The organism is Maribacter cobaltidurans (genome assembly GCF_002269385.1).
In the GTDB taxonomy this organism is placed as follows: Bacteria; Bacteroidota; Bacteroidia; order Flavobacteriales; family Flavobacteriaceae; genus Maribacter; species Maribacter cobaltidurans.
Genome location: NZ_CP022957.1, coordinates 668219 through 689227 on the forward strand (window position 1 = coordinate 668219; position 21009 = coordinate 689227).

Below are 21009 nucleotides of genomic sequence, written 5' to 3' on the forward strand. Positions count from 1 at the left end.
AACATGAAAACCAAAAGGGTATTGGTAAGCGATAAAGCTGCCCAAGTCATTAGGGAGCTCAAGGAAAAACATGGTGAACTTATGTTCCACCAAAGTGGGGGTTGTTGCGATGGCTCCTCCCCCATGTGCTTTCCTAAAGGTGAACTCATGCTAGACGATAACGATATTTGGTTGGGCACCATCGAGGGATGTGAATTTCATATGTCCAAAGACCAATTTGAATATTGGAAGCATACCCAGCTTACCGTGGATGTAACTCCTGGTAGAGGGGCAAGCTTTTCACTGGAGATACCCATGGGCATACGCTTTGTTATTAAATCAAGACTTTACACTCCGGAAGAGTCGGAAAACTTGGAACCTGTTCGGGTGGGTGAATAATATCCCTGTTGTATTTTTTAAATAAAAGGTCCGTGTAGCACGGGCCTTTTTTACTATAAATACGATAATATATTATGTAACTTTACTGAATATTTCGTGGCCTTGAAGCTTACTTTTAAAAACATATTGATTGCCCCATTCGTCCTATTGGTACGTTTTTATCAACTGGCCATTTCCCCTTATACCCCAGCAACGTGTAGATATTCTCCAACATGTTCCCAATATACCTTGGAAGCTCTCAAAAAACATGGTCTGTTTAAGGGAGGTTGGTTGTCCATAAAAAGAATTTTTAGTTGTACTCCCTGGGGAGGGAAAGGATATGATCCCGTACCCTAAAAATTGTACGAATAGTAAATTTGATAGGATATTTCGTAAAGGGTAATCGAGGCTATTTACGTATATTAGCCCTTCAAAATCAACTCGCATGTACTTCTTAGGAATTATTTGGAATCCCAACGAAACTCTTTTCAATATAGGACCCATCCAAATAAAATATTACAATTTGCTATGGATCATAGCATTTGCCATTGGTTGGTATCTCATGAAAAAGATATTCATCAACGAAAAAAAATCTGTTGAGCAATTGGATTCCCTATTCGTATATACCGTTTTGGGTACCATGCTAGGAGCCAGATTAGGCCATGTATTCTTTTATGATTGGCCCTATTATAAAAATCATTTATTGGAAATTCTATTGCCCATTAGGGAGAGCGATACGGGAAGCCTACTTTTTGGCCTCATCGATGGATATGAATTTACCGGTTTTACGGGACTTGCCAGTCATGGGGCAACTATTGGAATCATTATCGCCACTTACCTTTTTACCAAAAAACACCCCGGTTTCAGTGTCTTATGGATATTTGACAGACTGACCATTCCGGTAGCTATTGGAGCTTTTTGTGTGCGTTTGGGCAACTTTTTTAATTCTGAGATCAATGGAAAAACGGTAGACGAGTCATTCATTTTCGCTACTAAATTTATTAGGGATTCGGATGATCTTCACCCTTCCAAGGCATTGGGAGTAACTAAAGAAAGGAGCTTAAATGCTGCTTATGATGCCATAGAGAACAATCCTCAATTTTCGCAATATTTAGCCGAAATCCCCTATCGACATCCAGCTCAGTTGTACGAAGGAATCTGCTATATTTTTGTATTTGTCCTATTATATTACCTCTACTGGAAGACGGACAAAAAGAACAAACCGGGTTACCTTTTTGGATTGTTCCTTATTCTATTGTGGACCGTTCGTTTCTTTGTGGAATTCGTAAAAAAGAGCCAAGGCGGTTTTGAGGAATCGCTGGGATTACTATCTACAGGGCAGTGGTTAAGTATTCCCTTTATACTACTTGGATTCTACTTTATGTTCAGACCCGTTAAAACCCACTAAAAGCATCATTCATGAAGGTTTATAGGTACCTTTTAGGTCTTGCAGTCATTTTTTCAATAACCCTTCTGTCCTGCAAAGAGGAATCAAAAAAGGTGATAAAAACAACACCTGTTTCCTTTACCAAGGAAGGTTCGTTAAGTATCTATAAACAGGAAACGGATTCCTTGATTACATCATTGGATATCGAAATTGCCGAAACCGATTATGAGACCCAAACCGGATTGATGTATCGCAAAAGCATGGAAACCAACCAAGGGATGTTATTTATTTTTCCTGATGTTGCCATGCACTCCTTTTACATGAAGAATACGGAATTTCCCTTGGACATCATATTCTTAAACGAAGACTTAAAAATTGCCAGTATTCAAAAAAACGCGGAACCTTTTAATGAAAGTGGGCTTTCCTCTAAAGTACCCGTAAAGTACGTTTTGGAGATTAATGCCGGTCTGTCGGATGCATGGTCCCTTGAAGTGGGCGACACTATAACGTTCTCAAGGTTATAACCACATGAACTATTCCATGGAAGGAGAGGAAACCGAAAGGCTAATCTTTAAAAAGTTAACCATGGCGTATTTCGAGGATTGGCTTCCCTTTCATCAAGAACCTAAATCTTCCGAGTTTTGGACTGGCTTACCCAAAAACCCAAAAGTAGCCTGCACCGAGCAATTTCAACGTATTTTTGAGCGCTATGAGAAAGGTTTGGGGGGCATGCACGCCCTAATCGAAATAAAAACCAAAAAGCTTGTTGGGATTTGCGGTTTGTTGGTACAGATTGTTGACGATATAGAGGAACTGGAAATTGGATATTCCATACTCCCAGAATATTGGGGAAAAGGATATGCCTCAGAAGCCGCAGAAAAATGTAAAGCTACCGCATTTAAAAATCAATGGGCCAACCATCTCATTTCCATTATCCATATTGATAACGAACCTTCCAAAAAAGTGGCCATAAAAAATGGTATGCACATAGAAAAAAGAACATTATACAAGGAAAACCCTGTATTCATTTTTAGAATAGACCGATAACATGGAACACTGGGGAATTTTCACAAACAACCAAACCAATAAAAAAGAGTTGGTTAAAAAACTTGAAAATAATGCCTTTTCCAATATAATCAACCTGGACGGCCAAAAAGGAAAACTATTTTCCCAACTGGCACTGCAAAAGTTTATGGAAGAGGAAGAAAAACATGGCACCAAATCTATTTCAACCGAGTTTCAGGCCTTAAAAACCATGTCGAGTGGAGAGCAGAAGAAGGCTCTTTTGTTCCAAATTTTAGATCAAGATCCGGATTACATCATTCTTGACAATCCTTTTGACAACCTTGATGTTACATTTCAAAAAGAATTAAGAAAACTCCTGACCAAACATGCCGATAGAACCTTGTTCATCCAATTAGCAAGCAGAAAGGCGGACATGCTTTCGATGATTCATAATTTCGCCGAAGTACGGGATGGACAATTAGATATACTTAAAGAGATAGCCTTAAAACAGGATAAAAAGCAGATTCATTTATCTGGGGAGATTCCTTCACCAATCAACCAAATAAGCTTTAATGGCAACACCTTAATTTCTTTTAAGAATGTTAACGTTTCCTATGGGGAAAAGCACATACTCAAGGACATAGACTGGGAGGTTAAATCAGGGGAGTTTTGGCAACTTATAGGACATAATGGAACCGGAAAGACAACTATACTTTCCATGATTACGGGGGATAACCCCAAGGCGTTTGGACAGGAAATTTATCTTTTTGGAAAAAAGAAAGGTTCAGGAGAAAGTGTTTGGGACATCAAACAAAAAATAGGATACTTCTCCCCTTCCATGACAGATAAGTTCAGGGGGAGACATTCCTTGGAAAACATGCTCATTTCCGGACTACTTGATTCGATAGGACTCTATGTTAAACCAACGGAAACCCAAAAAAGAATCATTAAGAATTGGTTATTACTTATTCACTTATGGGAAAAAAGAAATATTCAATTCAATGAATTATCCTTGGGAGAACAACGTTTGGTCATGACGGTACGTGCTATGGTAAAACACCCACCTCTATTAATATTGGACGAACCTACGAGCGGTATGGATGATTCCGCTGCGCGAATACTGGTCAACTTGGTAAATAAAATTGCAGAAGAGACGCAAACCGCTATTCTCTTTGTAAGCCACAGGAAAGAACCGGGATTACATCCAAAGAAAATCCTGGAATTAACCAAAACGGAAAAGGGTTCCTTGGGCAGTATACATACTTTTAAAAAATAAAAAGTCGCTATTTGCATAGCGACTTTTCTAGAGTTAGTAATTTAGAGCCCTAGTTTAGGGTCTTGGTAATTTTTTTGCTTAGGGCATCGAACATAACCGGTGTTGCAATAAATACAGAAGAATACGTACCTACTACTACACCAACGATCATAGCGAACATAAACCCTCTAAGGGACTCCCCGCCAAAAATAAAGATGGCCAATAATACTACCAAAGTAGTTAATGAAGTATTCAAGGTTCTTCCCAAAGTACTGTTGATGGCAGAGTTTATATTTTCGCCACCTTTCCAGCCTCTTTCCGCAATGATTTCACGTATACGGTCGAACACCACCACGGTATCGTTCAAGGAATAACCAATTACCGTTAGTATAGCCGCAATAAAAGCTTGATCTATTTCCATGTTGAACGGCATAATTTTACCGAATATGGAGAATACCCCAAGTACGATCAAGACATCGTGGAAAACCGCCACAACGGCTCCCAGAGAGAACTGCCATCTACGGAAACGTAAAAGGATGTATAGAAAAACAACCGCCAAAGATCCAAGTATTGCTAAAAATGCATTATTCTTAATGTCATCCGCAATAGTAGGGCCTACCTTAACCGATTGTAGAATACCAATGGATTTCCCTTCACTACCAATACTAAAATCATTCTTGGAAGTTCCGTCCGGCAGATATTTTTGTAAGGAAGTGTAGAGCTTATCCTGAATCTCGGTATCCACTTCTATCCCTTCCACATCCACTTTATATGGAGTTGTAATCTTGATTTGGTTAGACTCTCCAAAGGTTTTTACATTGGTACCACTGCCAAAAACGGTATTAAGTTCCGAAGCAATTTCAGAAGGGTTCACGGGCTGTTCAAAACGCACGGTATACGAACGTCCACCTACGAAGTCCACCCCTTGCTGAAGGCCAGGTCCAAAAAACAAGGAGTACAGGCCTATAACCACCAAAATACTGGAAACAATATATGCAATCTTCCTTTTGACCAAGAAATCAATGGACATGTTCTTAAACAACCCTTTGGTAATACCAGTGGCAAAATCCAAACTTCTACCCTTTCCTCCAATATACCAATCGATCAACAACCTAGTAATGAAAATGGCTGTGAACAAAGAAGTAAGAATACCAATCAATAAGGTAGTTGCAAACCCTTTAATAGGACCTGAACCAAATACGAATAAGATGATTGCCGTTAATCCCGTGGTAATGTTGGCATCCAAAATGGAGGATAAAGCATTTCCAAAACCATCTGAAACCGCCAAGCTTTTTCCCTTACCTTTTGCCAACTCCTCTTTTATCCTTTCAAAAATAAGTACGTTCGCATCTACGGACATACCAATGGTCAAAACAATACCGGCTATACCAGGCAAGGTCAACACGGCATTTAAGCTTGTTAAAACTCCAAAAATCAATAGTATGTTCAACAACAGTGCTACATCGGCAAAAGCACCAGCCTTCCCGTAATATGCAATCATCCAAAGCAATACAATGGCCATTGCTATCAAGAAGGACATAAAACCACTGTCAATAGCTTCCTGTCCCAAGGATGGACCTACGATTTCCGATTGTATAATCTCTGCTGAGGCTGGTAATTTACCCGCTCTTAATACATTGGAAATATCCTTGGTCTCGTTAACCGTAAAATTACCTGTAATTTCAGAACGTCCTCCAGAAATCGGTCCGCTGGAAACACCGGGAGCCGTATACACTTTATTGTCTAAAACTATGGCAATCCCTGTTTGATTATTATAGGCATCACCGGTCAATTCTTCCCATTCCTTGGCACCTTTAGTGTTCATGGTCATGGAAACTGCCGGTTTACCAAATTGGTCAAAATCCGCACGGGCATCGCTAACTACATCACCACTAATTCTAGGAATACCTTCGCGGTTCGATTTTAAGGCATATAGATCAATTACCTCCGTATCCTCGGTAGCAGGCCTTTCCCAGACAAATTTCACAAACTGGATATCCGCAGGCAACAACCTTCTAATTTCTGGCATTCTAAAGTAGGAACCTATAGTAGCCGTATCCTTGATGGCAGCCCTAAACATGGCATGCGTACCCGGATTTGCCGGTATCAACAACTCATATAAAGGATTTACTTGTGTAGCCAAGTCCAAAGAATCTGCCGCGACATCAGATAACAAAGAATCCAGTTCCGACTCTTCCTTCACTGGTTCCGGTTTTTTAACATCAACGATTTCCTTTAACTTCTCGTTTGCCTGAATCAAGAAAGTACTAAAGGATGGATTGCTTTGTTTATAGGTTTCCCAAAACTCCAATTGCGCTGTACTGGATAACAAGTCCTGGGCACGGTTTATATCCCTGGCACCGGGTAATTCCACCAAAATCCTACCTGAATTCCCTTCCCTCTGGATGTTAGGCTGCGTAACCCCAAATCCATCGATACGCTCACGCAATACTTCAAAGGCAGATACAACCGATTCGTCAATTTTTCTTCTGATAATGGGTTTTACCTCATCATCGGACATTTGAAAGTTGATTTCGTCGCTCAGACCCTTATTCGCAAAAATATCGGGCGAGGCCAATTTTGTATCGCCTTTTATCTCATCGAAAGCTTCAAAAAATAAGTTGATGTAGGTATCATCACTATTTTTAGATGCAGCATCCGCATCTGCCAATGCTTTATTGAATACCGGATTTTTGGTGTTGTTGGCCAAGCCCTTCAAAATATCCTTTACGGATATTTGGAGTGTAACATTGATTCCACCCTTAAGATCGAGACCTTTGTTCAACTCCTTCTTTTTGGCCTCGTTGTAGTTGGTATATCCTAAAATGGAATTGTTTCCAATAGAATCCAAGTAACTGGTCTCCAACGCTTCTCTTTTTGAAACATAGTCATCTTCGGCCTCAGAAATACGACTAGCGGCAAATACTTCCGCCTCCTTCTCGACCTTATTAGTAATGAAAGTGTAGGATAGTTGATAAATACTAACTAATCCAAATAATAAAGCAAAAAGCTTTATAAGTCCTTTATTTTGCATTTGATTATTAATTTAATTTATGTCTATTAAGGTTTTGCATGATTTAAAATCAATGCAAATTACTTTTACCTAAGTAATTATATTCTATGGTGATATTTTTTATTGGAAATTAGCTTTTTCCACAAAAATAAGGTCCTGCCCTTACTTCAGGGATATTATGCGAAGTGTAATCTATTGCAAGTGCAATATTTTTATGAATATTAAATGCTACTCTATCAATAACATTTGGTCCTACAACCAATGCTTTATTAAATTGAAGTATTACCGGATTTGAAAATCCACTGCCAACCTGTTTTTGAATTGGAACAAGGTTTCCCTTTAAATTCAATCCATTTTGGGTGTATTGATGTAAATCAGAAACGACTAGGTTATAATTTTCTGGAAGCTCTTCTTTTGGAAAATCAGATGGAAAATCATCGTCATAGGTAAGTGACATAGGGAGATCTTGGGAAAGAAATTCCTTAACACCTTCAGCATCAATATCACTGTAATAACGGATATTCACATGGCTACCGTCATTCTCTATGATTTCAATATCATCAACACCCAAGAATGCTAACTTCTTGGTTATCGCAGACAAAACTTCATCATGCGTCGTTTCCGAAGCTACTGCTACATCTGTAAATTGTAATGAAATCTGTTGGTTAGAAGCTTTGCTATGCTCCTGATTTAGCCCCATTAGGGCCAGAATAATGATTAGAGTACCAACGCACCATTTTGCATTCATGGCGCAAATATAAAAATAAAGATTATTGTGGGTAGTATATTATTTATAATATGTAAAACCCAGAAACCCATCATCTTAAAAAAAGAAACCTTTAGAGTTAAATTCTAAAGGTTTTCTATTTGATTAAAATTAAAAGAAACTAGACTTCTAGCAAACCATTGGTTTTAGAAACACCCTCTGCACTTTCCTTCATTTTGGCTTTTTCGGCATCACTTAATGGAATGTCCACAATCTGTTCTATACCATTTTTACCTAAAATAACGGGAACACCTATACAGATGTCATTTAGACCATATTCCCCTTCCAAGAAAGTGGAACATGGGAACATTTTCTTTTGGTCACAAGCAATGGCCTGTACCAAGGCAGAAACTGCGGCACCGGGGGCATACCAGGCACTGGTACCCAATAATTTGGTCAAAGTGGCGCCGCCTACTTTAGTATCCTCTGCCACTTGTTGCAATCTATCTTCAGATATGAATTCTGATACCTTTATACTATTCCGTGTGGCATGAGAAGTCAAAGGAACCATACCCGTATCGCTGTGACCACCTATAACCATACCATCAACGTCCGAAATGGGGGCTTCCATGGCCTCTGCTAATCTATACTTGAATCGGGCACTATCCAAAGCACCACCCATACCAATGATTCTGTTCTTTGGCAAATCAGTAGTTTTATGAACCAAATAGGTCATGGTATCCATGGGGTTACTCACGACGATAATAATTACGTTTGGTGAATGCTGGATCAAGCTGCTGGAAACAGTTTTTACGATTCCCGCATTTATACCGATGAGCTCTTCCCTGGTCATTCCGGGCTTTCTAGGAATACCGGAAGTAATTACCGCTATATCGCTATTGGCAGTTTTTGAATAATCACTGGTGCTTCCCGTAATTTTGGTATCAAAACCGTTCAATGATGCAGTTTGCATAAGATCCATCGCCTTTCCTTCTGCATATCCTTCCTTGATATCAAGGATAACCACCTCAGAGGCAAAATCCTTTATAGCAATATACTCTGCACAACTGGCCCCTACCGCTCCGGCTCCAACTACTGTAACTTTCATATTCTTATATTTTTATGAATTAATTTATTTGTAATAAAACCAAGGGTTCTATTTTAGATTTTTAGCTTGCCAAAAATACTCAATTCTTGACAATTTAGCAGAAAGGAACCCCCTAATAAAATCCTAATAACGGACTATTCAAACATCGACGAACTGTATCTTACATTAAAAAAAGATACCGTTCAACGAAGAAATCACAAAAAAGTTACCGTACATCGATTTTTAGTAATATCAAAAAAGAACCTCCGTTATTAGCTATGGATCCCAAATCCAAACAAAACCTACTTATTAATGAAAAAGTTCCTTTCATTAATGGCCATATGTGCCATTATTTTTTCTGCAAACTGTTCTCGTATAGAGCAGAACAATGACCCCATTATTGGTGTTTGGTTCCAATCAGGAACTGAAATCATAGGTGGAACTTCCAAAAGTACCCTCCGTAAAGAATGGATTTTCAATGATGTCTATTTAGGCAGATACCATGAAATAAACGGAAATGACATTACCCTACAAACAGATTTCAAGTGGTCAAAGGAAGATAACATTTATACCATTGAATATAGAGGTCTTGAAGATGTACCTACCATCAAATTTAAAATGGTTAAAACCGAGGAAGGTAGCATTTTGGAGAAGATTGATGGCAACTATTTGGCCATTAAAGAATAGATGATTTTCACAGGGCCATGGGAAAGAGCCTGTTCGGAGAAATCTGGGCAGGCTCTTCATGTATACAAAAATGCCCGGCTTACCGCCGGGCATTTTTGTATTACGTTTATTGTTTCTCTATTATCTGAATCCGAAGTTTACACCCACGGTAAGTGTATTGAACTCGCCCAACGTATAATCCGCATTTAACCTAAAAAAACCTAACTTTAATTTAGTACCGATATTCCCTGTTACCCCACTTACTTTCTTGGTTATGGAAAAAGGATCCTCATAGGTTTCCGATGCAAAAGGACCTGCACTCACCTCGTATGTCCCCAATACATCCGTAACCGATTTACCGGTAACATATCCTAGTCCTCCATAAAAATTGATGATAGGAAGCTTTGTGGAAACCACTGCATTGAATGCCCAAGTATTAATATTGGCCTCTATTCTTTGATCATTGCCCTGAACTAAATTAACGTCTGTGAGGTCATAGTCACCATTTACTTTGGTGTACCCAATAACGGCGGAAATGGCAACCGGTAAAATTTTATCAGCGGGCAACAACTTTGTAAAATCGTGTTGTAGTCCGAAGCCTATCAAACCAACGGATGCTCCCTCAGTATCTATTTTGGGTAAAAACCTCGCTTTTATCTCCGTTCCTTTGATAAGCCCAACGCTTGCTTGCACATATCCCGAAGGAACAAAATCCAATCCTTCCCCGGAAAGACCGGAAGGCAGCTCAAAAGTTTGTCGTACCGTGGCACCCGCTACTTGACCTTCAACATAAACATCTACTCCACTAATATCCCCAAGGGCCGTAGAAACTTCCCTTGCAACACCTGGGTTGTTTACGAAATCCAAATTTTGGTAATCGTTGGGGTCTAGGATAAAAACTTTTTTATCCGACTTGTTTTTGAATCCGGTAATATTTCCAATAATGGATATTTCAAATCCTCCCAAGGGCTTGGCATCTGCCGTATTATACCACCCCGTTGAAAAATTATATATAGCACTTTCTGAAAGCGGCTCTAAATAATCCGTGGTAAATTGTTCTGCATCCTCCACCCCGGCAGCAAACAAATCATTAAAATCCTGCGCCATCACCGCGGAAAAACCACACAACAAAAAACATGTAAGTAAATTCTTCATTTTTTAAATTTTTCCTAAAACTAAAAAACCTGCGTTTCAGACGCAGGTTTTTGTTGTGTAAGTCCTTATTTCTATGTGTCAATGTTCGCATAGACAGCATTTTTCTCAATGAACTCCCGTCTTGGAGGGACTTCGTCACCCATCAACATAGAGAAAATTCTATCGGTCTCGGTAGCATTTTCAATGGTTATCTGTCGCAGGGTACGGTATTCAGGGTTCATTGTAGTATCCCAGAGCTGTTCCGCATTCATTTCTCCCAAACCTTTGTATCGCTGTATGCTCACGCCGCCACTATAACTGGACGCAATCTCATCACGCTCCTTATCGGACCAGGCATATTGCTTCTTTTGACCCTTTTTGACCAAATACAGCGGAGGTGTTGCAATGTAGACATGTCCACCTTCGATCAACTCCCTCATATATCTAAAGAAGAATGTCAAAATAAGTGTCTCAATATGACTACCATCCACATCGGCATCACACATAATCACTACTTTGTGGTATCTTAACTTTTCCAAGTTCAAGGCCTTGCTATCTTCTTCCGTACCAATGGTTACGCCAAGGGCGGTATAAATATTCTTGATTTCCTCATTCTCAAAAACCTTATGTTGCATGGCCTTTTCAACATTCAAAATCTTTCCCCTTAAAGGAAGAATAGCCTGGAAATTTCGGTCACGGCCTTGTTTTGCCGTACCACCTGCAGAATCTCCCTCTACTAAGAACACCTCACATTGTGTTGGATCTTGTTCGGAGCAATCCGACAATTTCCCGGGTAGCCCCCCAACACTCATCACGGTCTTACGCTGAACCATTTCCCTTGCCTTGGTCGCCGCATGCCTTGCCTGGGCAGCCAAAATAACCTTTTGTACGATGATTTTAGCATCGTCTGGATGTTCTTCCAAATAGTTGGTCAACATCTCTGAAACAGCCTGACTAACCGCTGAGGAAACTTCCCTATTTCCCAGTTTGGTCTTGGTTTGGCCCTCGAATTGTGGTTCTGCTACCTTAACGGATACAATTGCCGTTAGACCTTCACGGAAATCATCACCCTGAATTTCAAATTTTAGCTTATCCAACATCCCGGAGGCATCGGCATATTTTTTAAGGGTGGTGGTAAGTCCTCTTCTAAAACCTGATAAATGTGTACCTCCTTCGTGGGTATTGATGTTGTTTACATAAGAATGTAGGTTTTCGGTATAACTGGTATTATAAACCATGGCTACTTCAACGGGAATATCATTTTTTTCCCCCTCCATGGAAATAACACTTTGTATCAAGGGCTCCCTGTTACCGTCTAAAAAACGTACAAATTCCTTAAGTCCTTCATTGGAGAAAAATGTTTCTGACACAAACTCTCCCTTATCATCCTTTTGTCTTCTGTCCGTAATGGTAATGGTAACCCCTTTGTTAAGGAAAGAAAGTTCACGCATTCTATTGGAGAGCGTTTCATAACTATATTCTATTGTCTGGGTAAATATGGTTTCGTCCGGCCTAAAAGTAACTACGGTACCCCTATCAGTGGTTTCACCAACGCTCTTTACGGGATAAAGTGCCTTTCCCCTTTCATACTCCTGTTCCCATATTTTACCGTCCCTGTGCACCGTGGCCTTTAAATGGCTTGACAATGCATTCACACAGGAAACACCCACACCATGAAGTCCTCCGGATACTTTATAGGAATCTTTATCGAACTTACCACCGGCACCAATTTTGGTCATTACTACCTGAAGTGCGGATACACCTTCCTTTTTATGCAAATCAACAGGAATACCCCTTCCGTTATCCTTCGTAGTAATGGAATTGTCCTCGTTTATGATGACACTAATCGTATCACAATGACCACCCATGGCCTCATCAATGGAGTTATCCACCACCTCATAAACCAAGTGATGCAACCCACGGACACCTACATCCCCGATATACATGGACGGACGCATTCTTACGTGCTCCATACCTTCCAACGCCTGAATACTGTCCGCTGAATATTGCTTTTTATTTGCTTCTTCGCTCATAAGTTAAAAGTTGTTTTTACTTCAAAATTTGCAATCCTACAAATATACGGAATACCCCATGAAATAAGCCGTTCCTACCTATTGGGCATAACCAAGTTATCAACAAAAATTGTGGAAAATTTCAGTTTTCATAACAGGTAACGACCTTTTGTAATACATTGATCATTGTAGGTTCGAAAACTAAAATATGTATAACAAAAGAGGTGCCAATTTATGGCACCTCTCAAGGACTAATTAAAAAATAAAAACTGCCCTGTTCTTCTGAAACAGGTAAACAGAATTACGTTATGAACTACTTACTTAACATAAGCGTCCGTATGTACTTTTGATACGGCACGCCCAGATGGGTCGTTCATGTTCTTGAACGCTTCGTCCCATTCCAAGGCTATTTTGGTACTGCAGGCTACTGAAGGCTCCTGAGGCACGCATAATGCCGCGGCATCCGAAGGAAAATGCTCCTCAAATATGGAACGGTAATAAAACTCTTCCTTGGTTGTAGGGGTCTGGATTGGGAACCTGAACTTTGCATTTGCCAATTGATCATCGGTTACTTCGGAGGCTACCAATTCCTTTAGGGTGTCGATCCAGCTGTAACCTACACCATCTGAAAACTGCTCCTTTTGTCTCCATGCTACACTTTCCGGTAACATGTCCTCAAAGGCTTTACGTACCACCCATTTCTCCATACGCTCTCCGTTGATCATTTTATCCTTTGGGTTGATTCGCATGGCCACATCCATAAACTCCTTGTCCAGAAAGGGTACACGACCCTCGATTCCCCAGGCGGCCAAAGATTTGTTGGCCCTTAAACAATCGTACATGTGGAGTTTATCCAATTTTCGAACGGTCTCTTCATGAAAATCCTTTGGACTTGGCGCTTTGTGGAAGTACAAATATCCTCCAAAAAGTTCATCGGCCCCTTCTCCTGATAATACCATCTTTATTCCCATAGACTTGATTACCCTGGCCATCAAGTACATGGGCGTAGACGCCCGAATCGTTGTGATGTCGTATGTTTCCAAGTTGTAGATTACATCCCTTATGGCATCCAATCCTTCTTGAATGGTAAATTTTATTTCATGATGCACCGTACCAATATGGTCCGCAACTTTTTGCGCCGCTGCCAGGTCAGGAGAGCCCTCCAAACCAACTGAAAATGAATGTAATTGTGGCCACCATGCATCGGCAGTATCACCGGATTCAATTCTTTTTTGGGCATATTTTTTTGCTATGGCCGATGTTACCGAGGAATCCAATCCTCCGGACAATAAAACGCCATAGGGTACATCGGACATTAACTGACGGTGTACCGCAGCCTCTAAAGCTTCCTTAATCGTCTGGATACTGGTCTCATTTTCCTTTACGGCTTCATAATCCATCCAATCGCGCTTGTACCATCTTTTCAATTCCCCATCGGAACTATGTAAATAATGACCAGGAGGAAACAATTCTATTTTGGTACAGGTGCCCTCAAGAGCCTTAAGCTCTGAAGCTACATAGAAGGTTCCATTTTGGTCCCAGCCCATATATAATGGGATTATACCCATATGGTCCCTGGCCACAAAATATTCGTCTTTTTCTGAGTCATAAATGGCAAAACCAAAAATTCCGTTCATCTCATCTATGAAATGGGGACCTTTTTCTTGGTAAAGAGCCAGAATGACCTCACAATCGGATTCAGTTTTAAAATTATATTTTCCCTCAAACTGCTTACGCAATTCCCTATGATTATATATTTCCCCATTGGCGGCCAAAATCAATTTACCATCTTCACTCAAAAGAGGTTGTTTCCCAGAAGCCGGATCCACAATGGCCAAACGCTCATGGGCCAATATGGCCTTTTCATCTGCATAAATTCCGCTCCAATCCGGTCCTCTATGTCTAACCTTTTTAGACATTTCAAGCAATTGAGGCCTTAGCACTTCCGTACTTTCCTTGACATCAAATGCACATACAATTCCACACATACTATTATTTTTTATAATAATTTCAATACAAAAATGCATATATCGTTTCCGATATAAAACATATAGGACATTTATACTTACATTTTAATACATTAAAATTCACTTTTATACCATAATGAAACTTTGACACTATAAATTTAAAATTTATGGTACATTCTGTAAGAATGTTAAAATTTAACGACTTTTTATATATAAAAGCTATGTGAAGTAGTTAGCTTTGAATCACTAAAAATCAAACGTTATTATGAAAAAATTACTTTCCATCTCCCTATTTATTTTAGCCGTTACTTTCTTCAATGATTTACAGGCTCAAAAATTTTCAGGGTTGGACAAAAGTCCAATGGATATGGCATCCTACCCCACCGATTACAAAGTTTCTGACAAGGTTGTCCGTATCATCTACGGAAGACCTCAACTTAAAAACCGTTCCTTGGCGGAACTAGCCCCAACCGGACAAGTTTGGAGGACCGGTGCCAACGAAGCTGCGGAGATTACCTTTTACGAAAATGTAAATTTTGGAGGTAAGGACATAAAAGCTGGGACGTATTCCTTATTTACGATTCCGGGTGAAAAGGAATGGACCGTTATCCTAAATAAAAATTTAAACCAATGGGGTTCCTATTTTTATGATGAAAGTGACGATGTTGCAAGAATTAAAGTTCCCAATGGTTCTGATTCTGCAAGTTTGGAAGAGTTTTCCATTGCCTTTAAGGAGGTTGAAAATGGAGCCCATATGGTTATGGGTTGGGATAAAACAAGAGTGGCCGTTCCCATCACATGGTAGTACGACTTTTTACAATAAAAAAAAGGACCTAGGTCCGTTTTTTTTATTTCTAATTTTTAGTCAATGTCCATATCCTTTAATCGAACTTTAATTTTCCGGTAACTGTTTCACACCTTTTATGGCGAAGCTACTGCCTTCTTCCGTTATGACCTGTCCCTCAAGTTCCTTTCCTTTTATACTTAGCACCACGCCAACCCGCTCCACGCCATCCAGGTTGACATGAAATTGCATTTTGTCACCTTCTACGAGAACATCATACGCATTGAGCGACCCTCTATTTTGCAACTGTATCTGCATAGTATACAGGCCTTCCATTTTGTCAACTATCAAAAGCCCTTCTTCATAGCCATTATTTATGCCCGCCACCCGATAGCTCCAAATACCTAAAAGGTCTGTGGGTTCTAAAGTCTTATCATTTGCAGTGTTTCTGAACCCGTCTTGGGCGGTTCCTGTGAAACTCACTAACAAAACCAATAGTAAAATAGGAATGTACCTCAAAATATTTGGATAAGATTTCTACTTATAACTCGCAATCCAAGAATTTATTTTCTCTTCCAAGAGCATTAAAGGTAAACTTCCGTAGCCCAATACTTGATCATGGAACTCCCGTATATCAAATTTTGGACCCAGTTCCATTTTGGCCTTATTCCGTAATTCCAATATTTTTAATTGGCCCATTTTATAGGAAAGTGCCTGACCAGGTGTAGCCATATATCGTTCCACTTCGGCAATGATACCTTCCTCGGACTCTGCTTCATGGGCCAAAGAATAAGCTATTGCCTCTTCACGGGTCCAACCCATTGCGTGTATTCCAGTGTCCACTACCAACCGAATGGCGCGGTGCATTTCCATACTGAGCATGCCAAAATATTGATATGGGTCTTCATAAAGGCCCAGTTCTTTTCCGAGGGATTCCGCATACAGGGCCCACCCTTCCACAAAAACACCCATATTTTCAGGATGTAGAAATTCGGGTAGCTTTTTATTCTCCTGTTGTAGGCTCAACTGATAATGATGGCCTGGTATGGCCTCATGTAGGAACAAGGCCTCATGTAGGAACAAGGCCTCATCGTGAACCACATTATAACTTTTGGCATTGGGAATGGGTACATAAAAAGTTCCCGGCCGTTTGGCATCCTTAGAACCCGGAACGTACTCCGCACTGGCCGATGCCTCCCTAAACGCTTCGGTACGCTTCACATGAAAACCGGCCTTGGGGCGCAGGTTGAATACACTATCCAATTCTAAGCTCAATCGCTCATGGATACCATTAAAATGTTCCAAAACTTCAGCTGGATCATTAAAGGGCATAAGTTCCTTCTTGTTACGCACCTCAATGAAAAAGTCCTTTAATTCTCCTTTAAAACCCAATTCTTCCTTTACCTTTTCCATTTCCCCGGTAATGCGCTCTACCTCCTGCTTACCTAAGGCATGGATATCCTCAGCAGTCATTTTCGTGGTAGTGTGCAACCGAATCAAATAATTATAAGTTTCACGGCCATTCGGTAAGGCGGACAATCCATCCGTATCCCTACAGGCAGGAAGATATTCCTGTTCCAAAAATTGATGTAACTCTTGGTACTTGGGAAGAATTTTTTCGGTGATCATCCGTTCATAATCGCTTTTCAAGCTTGCCCTGACATCCTCATCAATAGTTTCGGGAAAGTTAAGCACGGGCTGATAGAAGAGATTCTCCTCTAACGGAACATCCAAGAATGCCTTAATCTGTGGCAGCATTTTTAGGGTAAGGACCTTAGGCAAAACGATTTCTTTTTCCATTCCTTCTCGCATGTGTTCCATACTGGTATCCAAAAACTGCAGGTAATCCTCCAAACGGTGCTGCCAATTGGCATAATCCTCTTGGGTGACAAAGGGCTGCACACTAGTACCCCCTGCCAACTGGGCCACATACAGATGTAATGACTGTATCTGGAACAAAGGCATAAGTTCAAAACTGGGCAGGTTATAAATGGGAGATGCCATAGTGACAATGGAATTATTTAAACCCTCCAATTTCATACGGCAATCCCATTCCATTACCCGGGCACTCAAGGCATCTTCCTTGGTAAGCTCGGACATAGGGTACTTTTCCAGTTCGGACAAAAACGAGATATAGGATTCACGGAGATATTCCTGATGGCTGTCTGAAATATAATTGACAATAGTATCATTGAAGGTATCAATCCCCGCTTTTGTGGCTTCTATGGGATTAATTTTTTTTTGAAAATCGTAAAAAGCAACAAAAAGACTATCTAGGTTACCAGTATCCTCTTTTGTAGTTTTAGGCTCTGGTGTACAGGCTCCAAGCAATAGTATTATTGCTACAATAACTCCTTTGCAATTCATGGTCAGTGGTTTTTAGGATGCTATAGCTCTATTTCGATTTTTTATGTTTCTTTTCCTTTATTCGAACATAGATTAATTTATTCCTGCCCTTTGAATCCTCACGACGCTCAATTTCAAAATGCGGTATGGAGTTAATCAAAGGGGTCAACTTTTGAAAGCCGTAGTTTCTTGAATCAAAATTTGGTTGCTTTTTCTGGAGCAAACTTCCAACATCGCCCAAAAAGGCCCAACCATCATCATCCGCCACATCTTCAATTGTGGTCGCTATAAACCTAAGGTCCTTTGGAGTTATTTTATCTACCTGATTTTTATCATCATTCTGGCTTGTATTATTTATGGCCTCCTCTGACTGACTCTTAAGTATCTCAATATATATGAATTTATCACAGGCAACTATAAATGGATTGGGAGTTTTACGTTCCCCGATACCAAACACCTGCATTCCTGCTTCCCTAAGCCTAGTAGCCAATCTGGTAAAGTCGCTATCACTGCTTACGATACAAAATCCATTGACTTTGCCGGAATACAGGATATCCATAGCATCGATAATCATGGCGGAATCCGTAGCATTCTTACCTTGGGTGTACCCATATTGTTGGATGGGCGTTATGGCATTCTCCAGCAGCACATTTTTCCATTTTCCCAACCTAGGATTGGTCCAATCCCCATATATTCTTTTGATAGTAGGATTGCCATATTTGGCTATCTCTTCCATCATTTCCTTGACGTAAGCCGAAGGTATATTGTCCCCATCAATAAGAACTGCTAAATTTAAATCCATCTCTTGGTTTTTGGTAAAGGTAAGGGGTTTTAAAGGCAATCGCATCGAACAAATTCGAAAACATCACTAATATATACGTTACTGAGGATTATTCGCTTTCGTTGCGGCAATTGAAAGAAACAGTAAAAACCCCAATCCTAAATAGCCAACCAACCTATACGATCCAAAAGTGGATAAACAAAGGCTAAAAATACTGGGGGCCAAAGCACTTGCCAGAATAAGAAAACTCATGACTTTTCCGGTGATGCTTCCCAGATGTTTTCGTCCAAAAAACCTTGGCCATGCCACAGCGTTAAGCACAGCAAAGAATCCGCCCAAAATACCAAATCCGGCAATCAACATAGGTACTCCTACCGATGTGGACAAAAACAAAAAACCCAGTGAGGCCAAAATTCCACCAAACAGCATAAGATATAGGTAGAGTTTAAGCGGCAAATAATCACTTAAAAAATTAAAAATCGTAGAAACGGTTACGGCCACCACGGACCCAGGCAAAAAAATGGAAATGGCCACTTCTTTTGAAAAACCTTCATTGGCAAAAATTGATATTACATGAAAGGTAAGGCCGGTAATGAAAAAACTATTAAAAGCCAGCATTAGCCCATACATCCAAAATGCCCTCGTTTGCTTTGCCTCAGCAAGTGTAAATTGTTTAGGCTTTACTGTTTCAGCATCCTTTTTGGTTGAAATCGACTTTGCCCCATCAGGAAGAAGTCCGTGTGATTCGGGTGATATTTTATAAAGAAGGAAAACGAAGACACTAAAAACCAACAAGCCATATCCTAAAATTTGCCATGACTGGGACCATCCGTAGTCCTCAATCAAAGCATTTATCCATAATGGAGATGAAGAAAATCCAAACGAAAGAGCAACACTACTTATAGAGTTTACTTTGCCCCTATTCTTGTCGAACCATATCATGATGACGTTTCTGGATGCCATAGTAAGAACCCCTTGACCGGCAAAGCGCAACATAAAGAATAGAACGGTCATCAAAACAAAAGGTATCATCCAAGTATCCATGGACAACAAATCTTTAATCGCATCACTCATTTTTGCGGACCAAGAGCATAGAAACAAGGTAAGACCTAGGCCCAATGCGGCAAAAAAAGCAACATATCTTGCCCCATATTTATCAAACCATATTCCTGCCCGACCTATGACCAGAGAACTTACAATGGTCCCAATCATGTAAGCGTTACTAAACTGATTGCGAGAAAGCCCCAAGGCATCTTTCACCGGGTCGGTAAAAACAGAAACACCAATGGTCTGACCCGGAATACTACAGTAGATACCTATTGTCCCGATTATTAAAATAATGTAACCGTAAAAAATAGGAGATTTGGCCGGATCGATTAGGTGAAAATTGGAAATTTTAGACATAGACAAATGCTAAACGTAAAAATACATTTTCCTTGGCTATTTATACGTTTAATCCTGCTGGGTTTGTTCAAAATATTGATGCTGTAATTTTGATATTACCGAATCGTCCAGATTACCATTATGAATAATTAATCGATACCGTAATATTGTGGGTTTTACATTGGATAATGGTATCGACGTTGCCCCTGGATGAGGGTATACGGCATTCTGCATACTATTATTTTCTCTAAGAATCCAAGGGCTGGGATAGCCCGGATTTTTTTCGGATGGAATAATGACCAAACCGTACTTAGTATTCGATTCTTTGGTCCGACTAAGAATATTGATCCAATCTTTTCCAGCAACCGGAGTATTTTCTGGGATGACGGTTCCCTTGGAATCCTTAAATTTTACATCTTCGGATAATTGTACCCGTGCCGAAAAACCTCCATAGCCTTTTTCATTCTCAGAACCACCAATTAAAATAGTATCGAATAAAGGATACAGTTGAATCTTTATATCGATTGCCCTGTAATTGGATGCTTTTGGATATACTGTAATCCAATTGGTTTCCTTCACCAAGGGTCTGGTTTCATCAGTATCATTTATCGCGGTTGCGGATTTCCAAATTACTTCTGATTTCAGAGTAAGCGCCATACTATTTTCTTTGATTTCCGATGTGCTAACAACCTCCCATTCAAAATCCCGTATTTCCCAGCCGTCTCCGTACTCTGTATCATTTAAATATAGCTGATGCCAGGCCCAAAAAATACCCCTATGGTGTAGATGATCCTTGGGAAAATCCTCTGTAATTGCAACCCCATCTAAGGAATAAAGTGGGTGAATATAGTTTGCACGTTCAAAGGAGCCGTTTAAGGACTTTGGTTCTGTTTGAAAAACCAACACACTATCCCGTCCCTCCATAAATAGTGCTTTATCATCCAGAATGTTCACCTCCAATTGGGCAAAACCATTCCCGAAAAAGAATAGAAAAAAACAAAAAACAATGGCTTCCCGCATATTAAAAAATTCCTGGACTTGGACCTACTATGGCTTTGCTCAAAATAGTAAAATAAATGAACAACTAATTTATTAAGATGATAGAATTATAAAATTAGTACCTTAC

Annotated in this window: 19 protein-coding genes; 8 read left to right on the forward strand and 11 right to left on the reverse strand. The window is 40.0% G+C overall.

The window, feature by feature from the left end:
* The first annotated feature begins 3 nt into the window (after nucleotides 1–3).
* The 6 genes from CJ263_RS02855 to CJ263_RS02880 all read left to right on the forward strand — a co-directional run bounded on the left by CJ263_RS02855 (nucleotide 4) and on the right by CJ263_RS02880 (nucleotide 4025).
* Complete coding sequence (locus CJ263_RS02855) at nucleotides 4–378, forward strand: DUF779 domain-containing protein (protein ID WP_094995881.1); 375 nt, start codon at nucleotides 4–6, stop codon at nucleotides 376–378.
* Nucleotides 379–480: 102 nt separating this feature from the next.
* Nucleotides 481–714, forward strand: coding sequence for a membrane protein insertion efficiency factor YidD (yidD, locus tag CJ263_RS02860; RefSeq protein ID WP_094999078.1), 234 nt, complete (start codon nucleotides 481–483; stop codon nucleotides 712–714).
* Between the two features lie 88 nt (nucleotides 715–802).
* The gene (gene lgt, locus CJ263_RS02865; RefSeq protein WP_094995882.1) at nucleotides 803–1765 is read left to right on the forward strand and encodes a prolipoprotein diacylglyceryl transferase; all 963 of its coding nucleotides are present in this window, start codon (nucleotides 803–805) and stop codon (nucleotides 1763–1765) included.
* Nucleotides 1766–1776: 11 nt separating this feature from the next.
* The gene (locus CJ263_RS02870) at nucleotides 1777–2268 is read left to right on the forward strand and encodes a DUF192 domain-containing protein (protein ID WP_094995883.1); all 492 of its coding nucleotides are present in this window, start codon (nucleotides 1777–1779) and stop codon (nucleotides 2266–2268) included.
* 4 nt (nucleotides 2269–2272) lie between these two features.
* On the forward strand, nucleotides 2273–2791 hold the full coding sequence (locus CJ263_RS02875; protein ID WP_094995884.1) for a GNAT family N-acetyltransferase: 519 nt from the start codon (nucleotides 2273–2275) through the stop codon (nucleotides 2789–2791).
* Nucleotide 2792: 1 nt separating this feature from the next.
* On the forward strand, nucleotides 2793–4025 hold the full coding sequence (locus tag CJ263_RS02880; RefSeq protein ID WP_094995885.1) for an ATP-binding cassette domain-containing protein: 1233 nt from the start codon (nucleotides 2793–2795) through the stop codon (nucleotides 4023–4025).
* A 49-nt stretch (nucleotides 4026–4074) separates the two neighbouring features.
* On the opposite strand, the gene secDF is transcribed toward CJ263_RS02880, so the two are convergent.
* From secDF to mdh, 3 genes are all read right to left on the reverse strand, one after another.
* Nucleotides 4075–7038: a protein translocase subunit SecDF gene (gene secDF, locus CJ263_RS02885; RefSeq protein WP_094995886.1), complete on the reverse strand. Its 2964-nt coding sequence runs from the start codon at nucleotides 7036–7038 to the stop codon at nucleotides 4075–4077.
* A gap of 109 nt (nucleotides 7039–7147) precedes the next feature.
* Nucleotides 7148–7765, reverse strand: coding sequence for a hypothetical protein (locus tag CJ263_RS02890; protein WP_094995887.1), 618 nt, complete (start codon nucleotides 7763–7765; stop codon nucleotides 7148–7150).
* Nucleotides 7766–7904: 139 nt separating this feature from the next.
* Nucleotides 7905–8831: a malate dehydrogenase gene (gene mdh, locus CJ263_RS02895; protein WP_094995888.1), complete on the reverse strand. Its 927-nt coding sequence runs from the start codon at nucleotides 8829–8831 to the stop codon at nucleotides 7905–7907.
* A 291-nt stretch (nucleotides 8832–9122) separates the two neighbouring features.
* On the opposite strand from mdh, the gene CJ263_RS02900 reads away from it, so the two are divergent.
* Nucleotides 9123–9497 carry a hypothetical protein gene (locus CJ263_RS02900; protein WP_158657064.1) on the forward strand — a complete coding sequence of 125 codons (375 nt, stop codon included), beginning with the start codon at nucleotides 9123–9125 and terminating at the stop codon, nucleotides 9495–9497.
* 120 nt (nucleotides 9498–9617) lie between these two features.
* Here CJ263_RS02900 and CJ263_RS02905 read toward each other — a convergent pair whose 3' ends face one another.
* The 3 genes from CJ263_RS02905 to asnB form a co-directional block, all read right to left on the reverse strand.
* Nucleotides 9618–10631 (reverse strand): DUF6588 family protein, encoded by a 1014-nt coding sequence (locus tag CJ263_RS02905; protein WP_094995890.1) that lies wholly within the window; start codon nucleotides 10629–10631, stop codon nucleotides 9618–9620.
* 71 nt (nucleotides 10632–10702) lie between these two features.
* On the reverse strand, nucleotides 10703–12643 hold the full coding sequence (gyrB, locus tag CJ263_RS02910) for a DNA topoisomerase (ATP-hydrolyzing) subunit B (RefSeq protein ID WP_094995891.1): 1941 nt from the start codon (nucleotides 12641–12643) through the stop codon (nucleotides 10703–10705).
* A 296-nt stretch (nucleotides 12644–12939) separates the two neighbouring features.
* Complete coding sequence (asnB, locus tag CJ263_RS02915) at nucleotides 12940–14610, reverse strand: asparagine synthase B (RefSeq protein WP_094999079.1); 1671 nt, start codon at nucleotides 14608–14610, stop codon at nucleotides 12940–12942.
* Nucleotides 14611–14854: 244 nt separating this feature from the next.
* Between asnB and CJ263_RS02920 the strand changes: the two genes are divergently transcribed.
* Nucleotides 14855–15394, forward strand: a complete 540-nt coding sequence (locus tag CJ263_RS02920) for a DUF2911 domain-containing protein (protein ID WP_094995892.1) — start codon at nucleotides 14855–14857, stop codon at nucleotides 15392–15394.
* Between the two features lie 87 nt (nucleotides 15395–15481).
* Here the strand turns inward: CJ263_RS02920 and CJ263_RS02925 are convergent, their stop codons facing one another.
* The 5 genes from CJ263_RS02925 to CJ263_RS02945 all read right to left on the reverse strand — a co-directional run bounded on the left by CJ263_RS02925 (nucleotide 15482) and on the right by CJ263_RS02945 (nucleotide 20903).
* Nucleotides 15482–15856: a hypothetical protein gene (locus CJ263_RS02925; protein WP_188669406.1), complete on the reverse strand. Its 375-nt coding sequence runs from the start codon at nucleotides 15854–15856 to the stop codon at nucleotides 15482–15484.
* A 54-nt stretch (nucleotides 15857–15910) separates the two neighbouring features.
* A complete protein-coding gene (locus tag CJ263_RS02930; protein ID WP_094995894.1) occupies nucleotides 15911–17740 on the reverse strand; it encodes a DUF885 domain-containing protein in 1830 nt (609 codons plus the stop codon).
* 28 nt (nucleotides 17741–17768) lie between these two features.
* Nucleotides 17769–18521 carry an NYN domain-containing protein gene (locus tag CJ263_RS02935; RefSeq protein ID WP_094999080.1) on the reverse strand — a complete coding sequence of 251 codons (753 nt, stop codon included), beginning with the start codon at nucleotides 18519–18521 and terminating at the stop codon, nucleotides 17769–17771.
* A 78-nt stretch (nucleotides 18522–18599) separates the two neighbouring features.
* Nucleotides 18600–19904 carry an MFS transporter gene (locus CJ263_RS02940; RefSeq protein WP_094995895.1) on the reverse strand — a complete coding sequence of 435 codons (1305 nt, stop codon included), beginning with the start codon at nucleotides 19902–19904 and terminating at the stop codon, nucleotides 18600–18602.
* Between the two features lie 48 nt (nucleotides 19905–19952).
* Complete coding sequence (locus tag CJ263_RS02945) at nucleotides 19953–20903, reverse strand: DUF6807 family protein (RefSeq protein ID WP_094995896.1); 951 nt, start codon at nucleotides 20901–20903, stop codon at nucleotides 19953–19955.
* Nucleotides 20904–21009 lie beyond the last annotated feature (106 nt).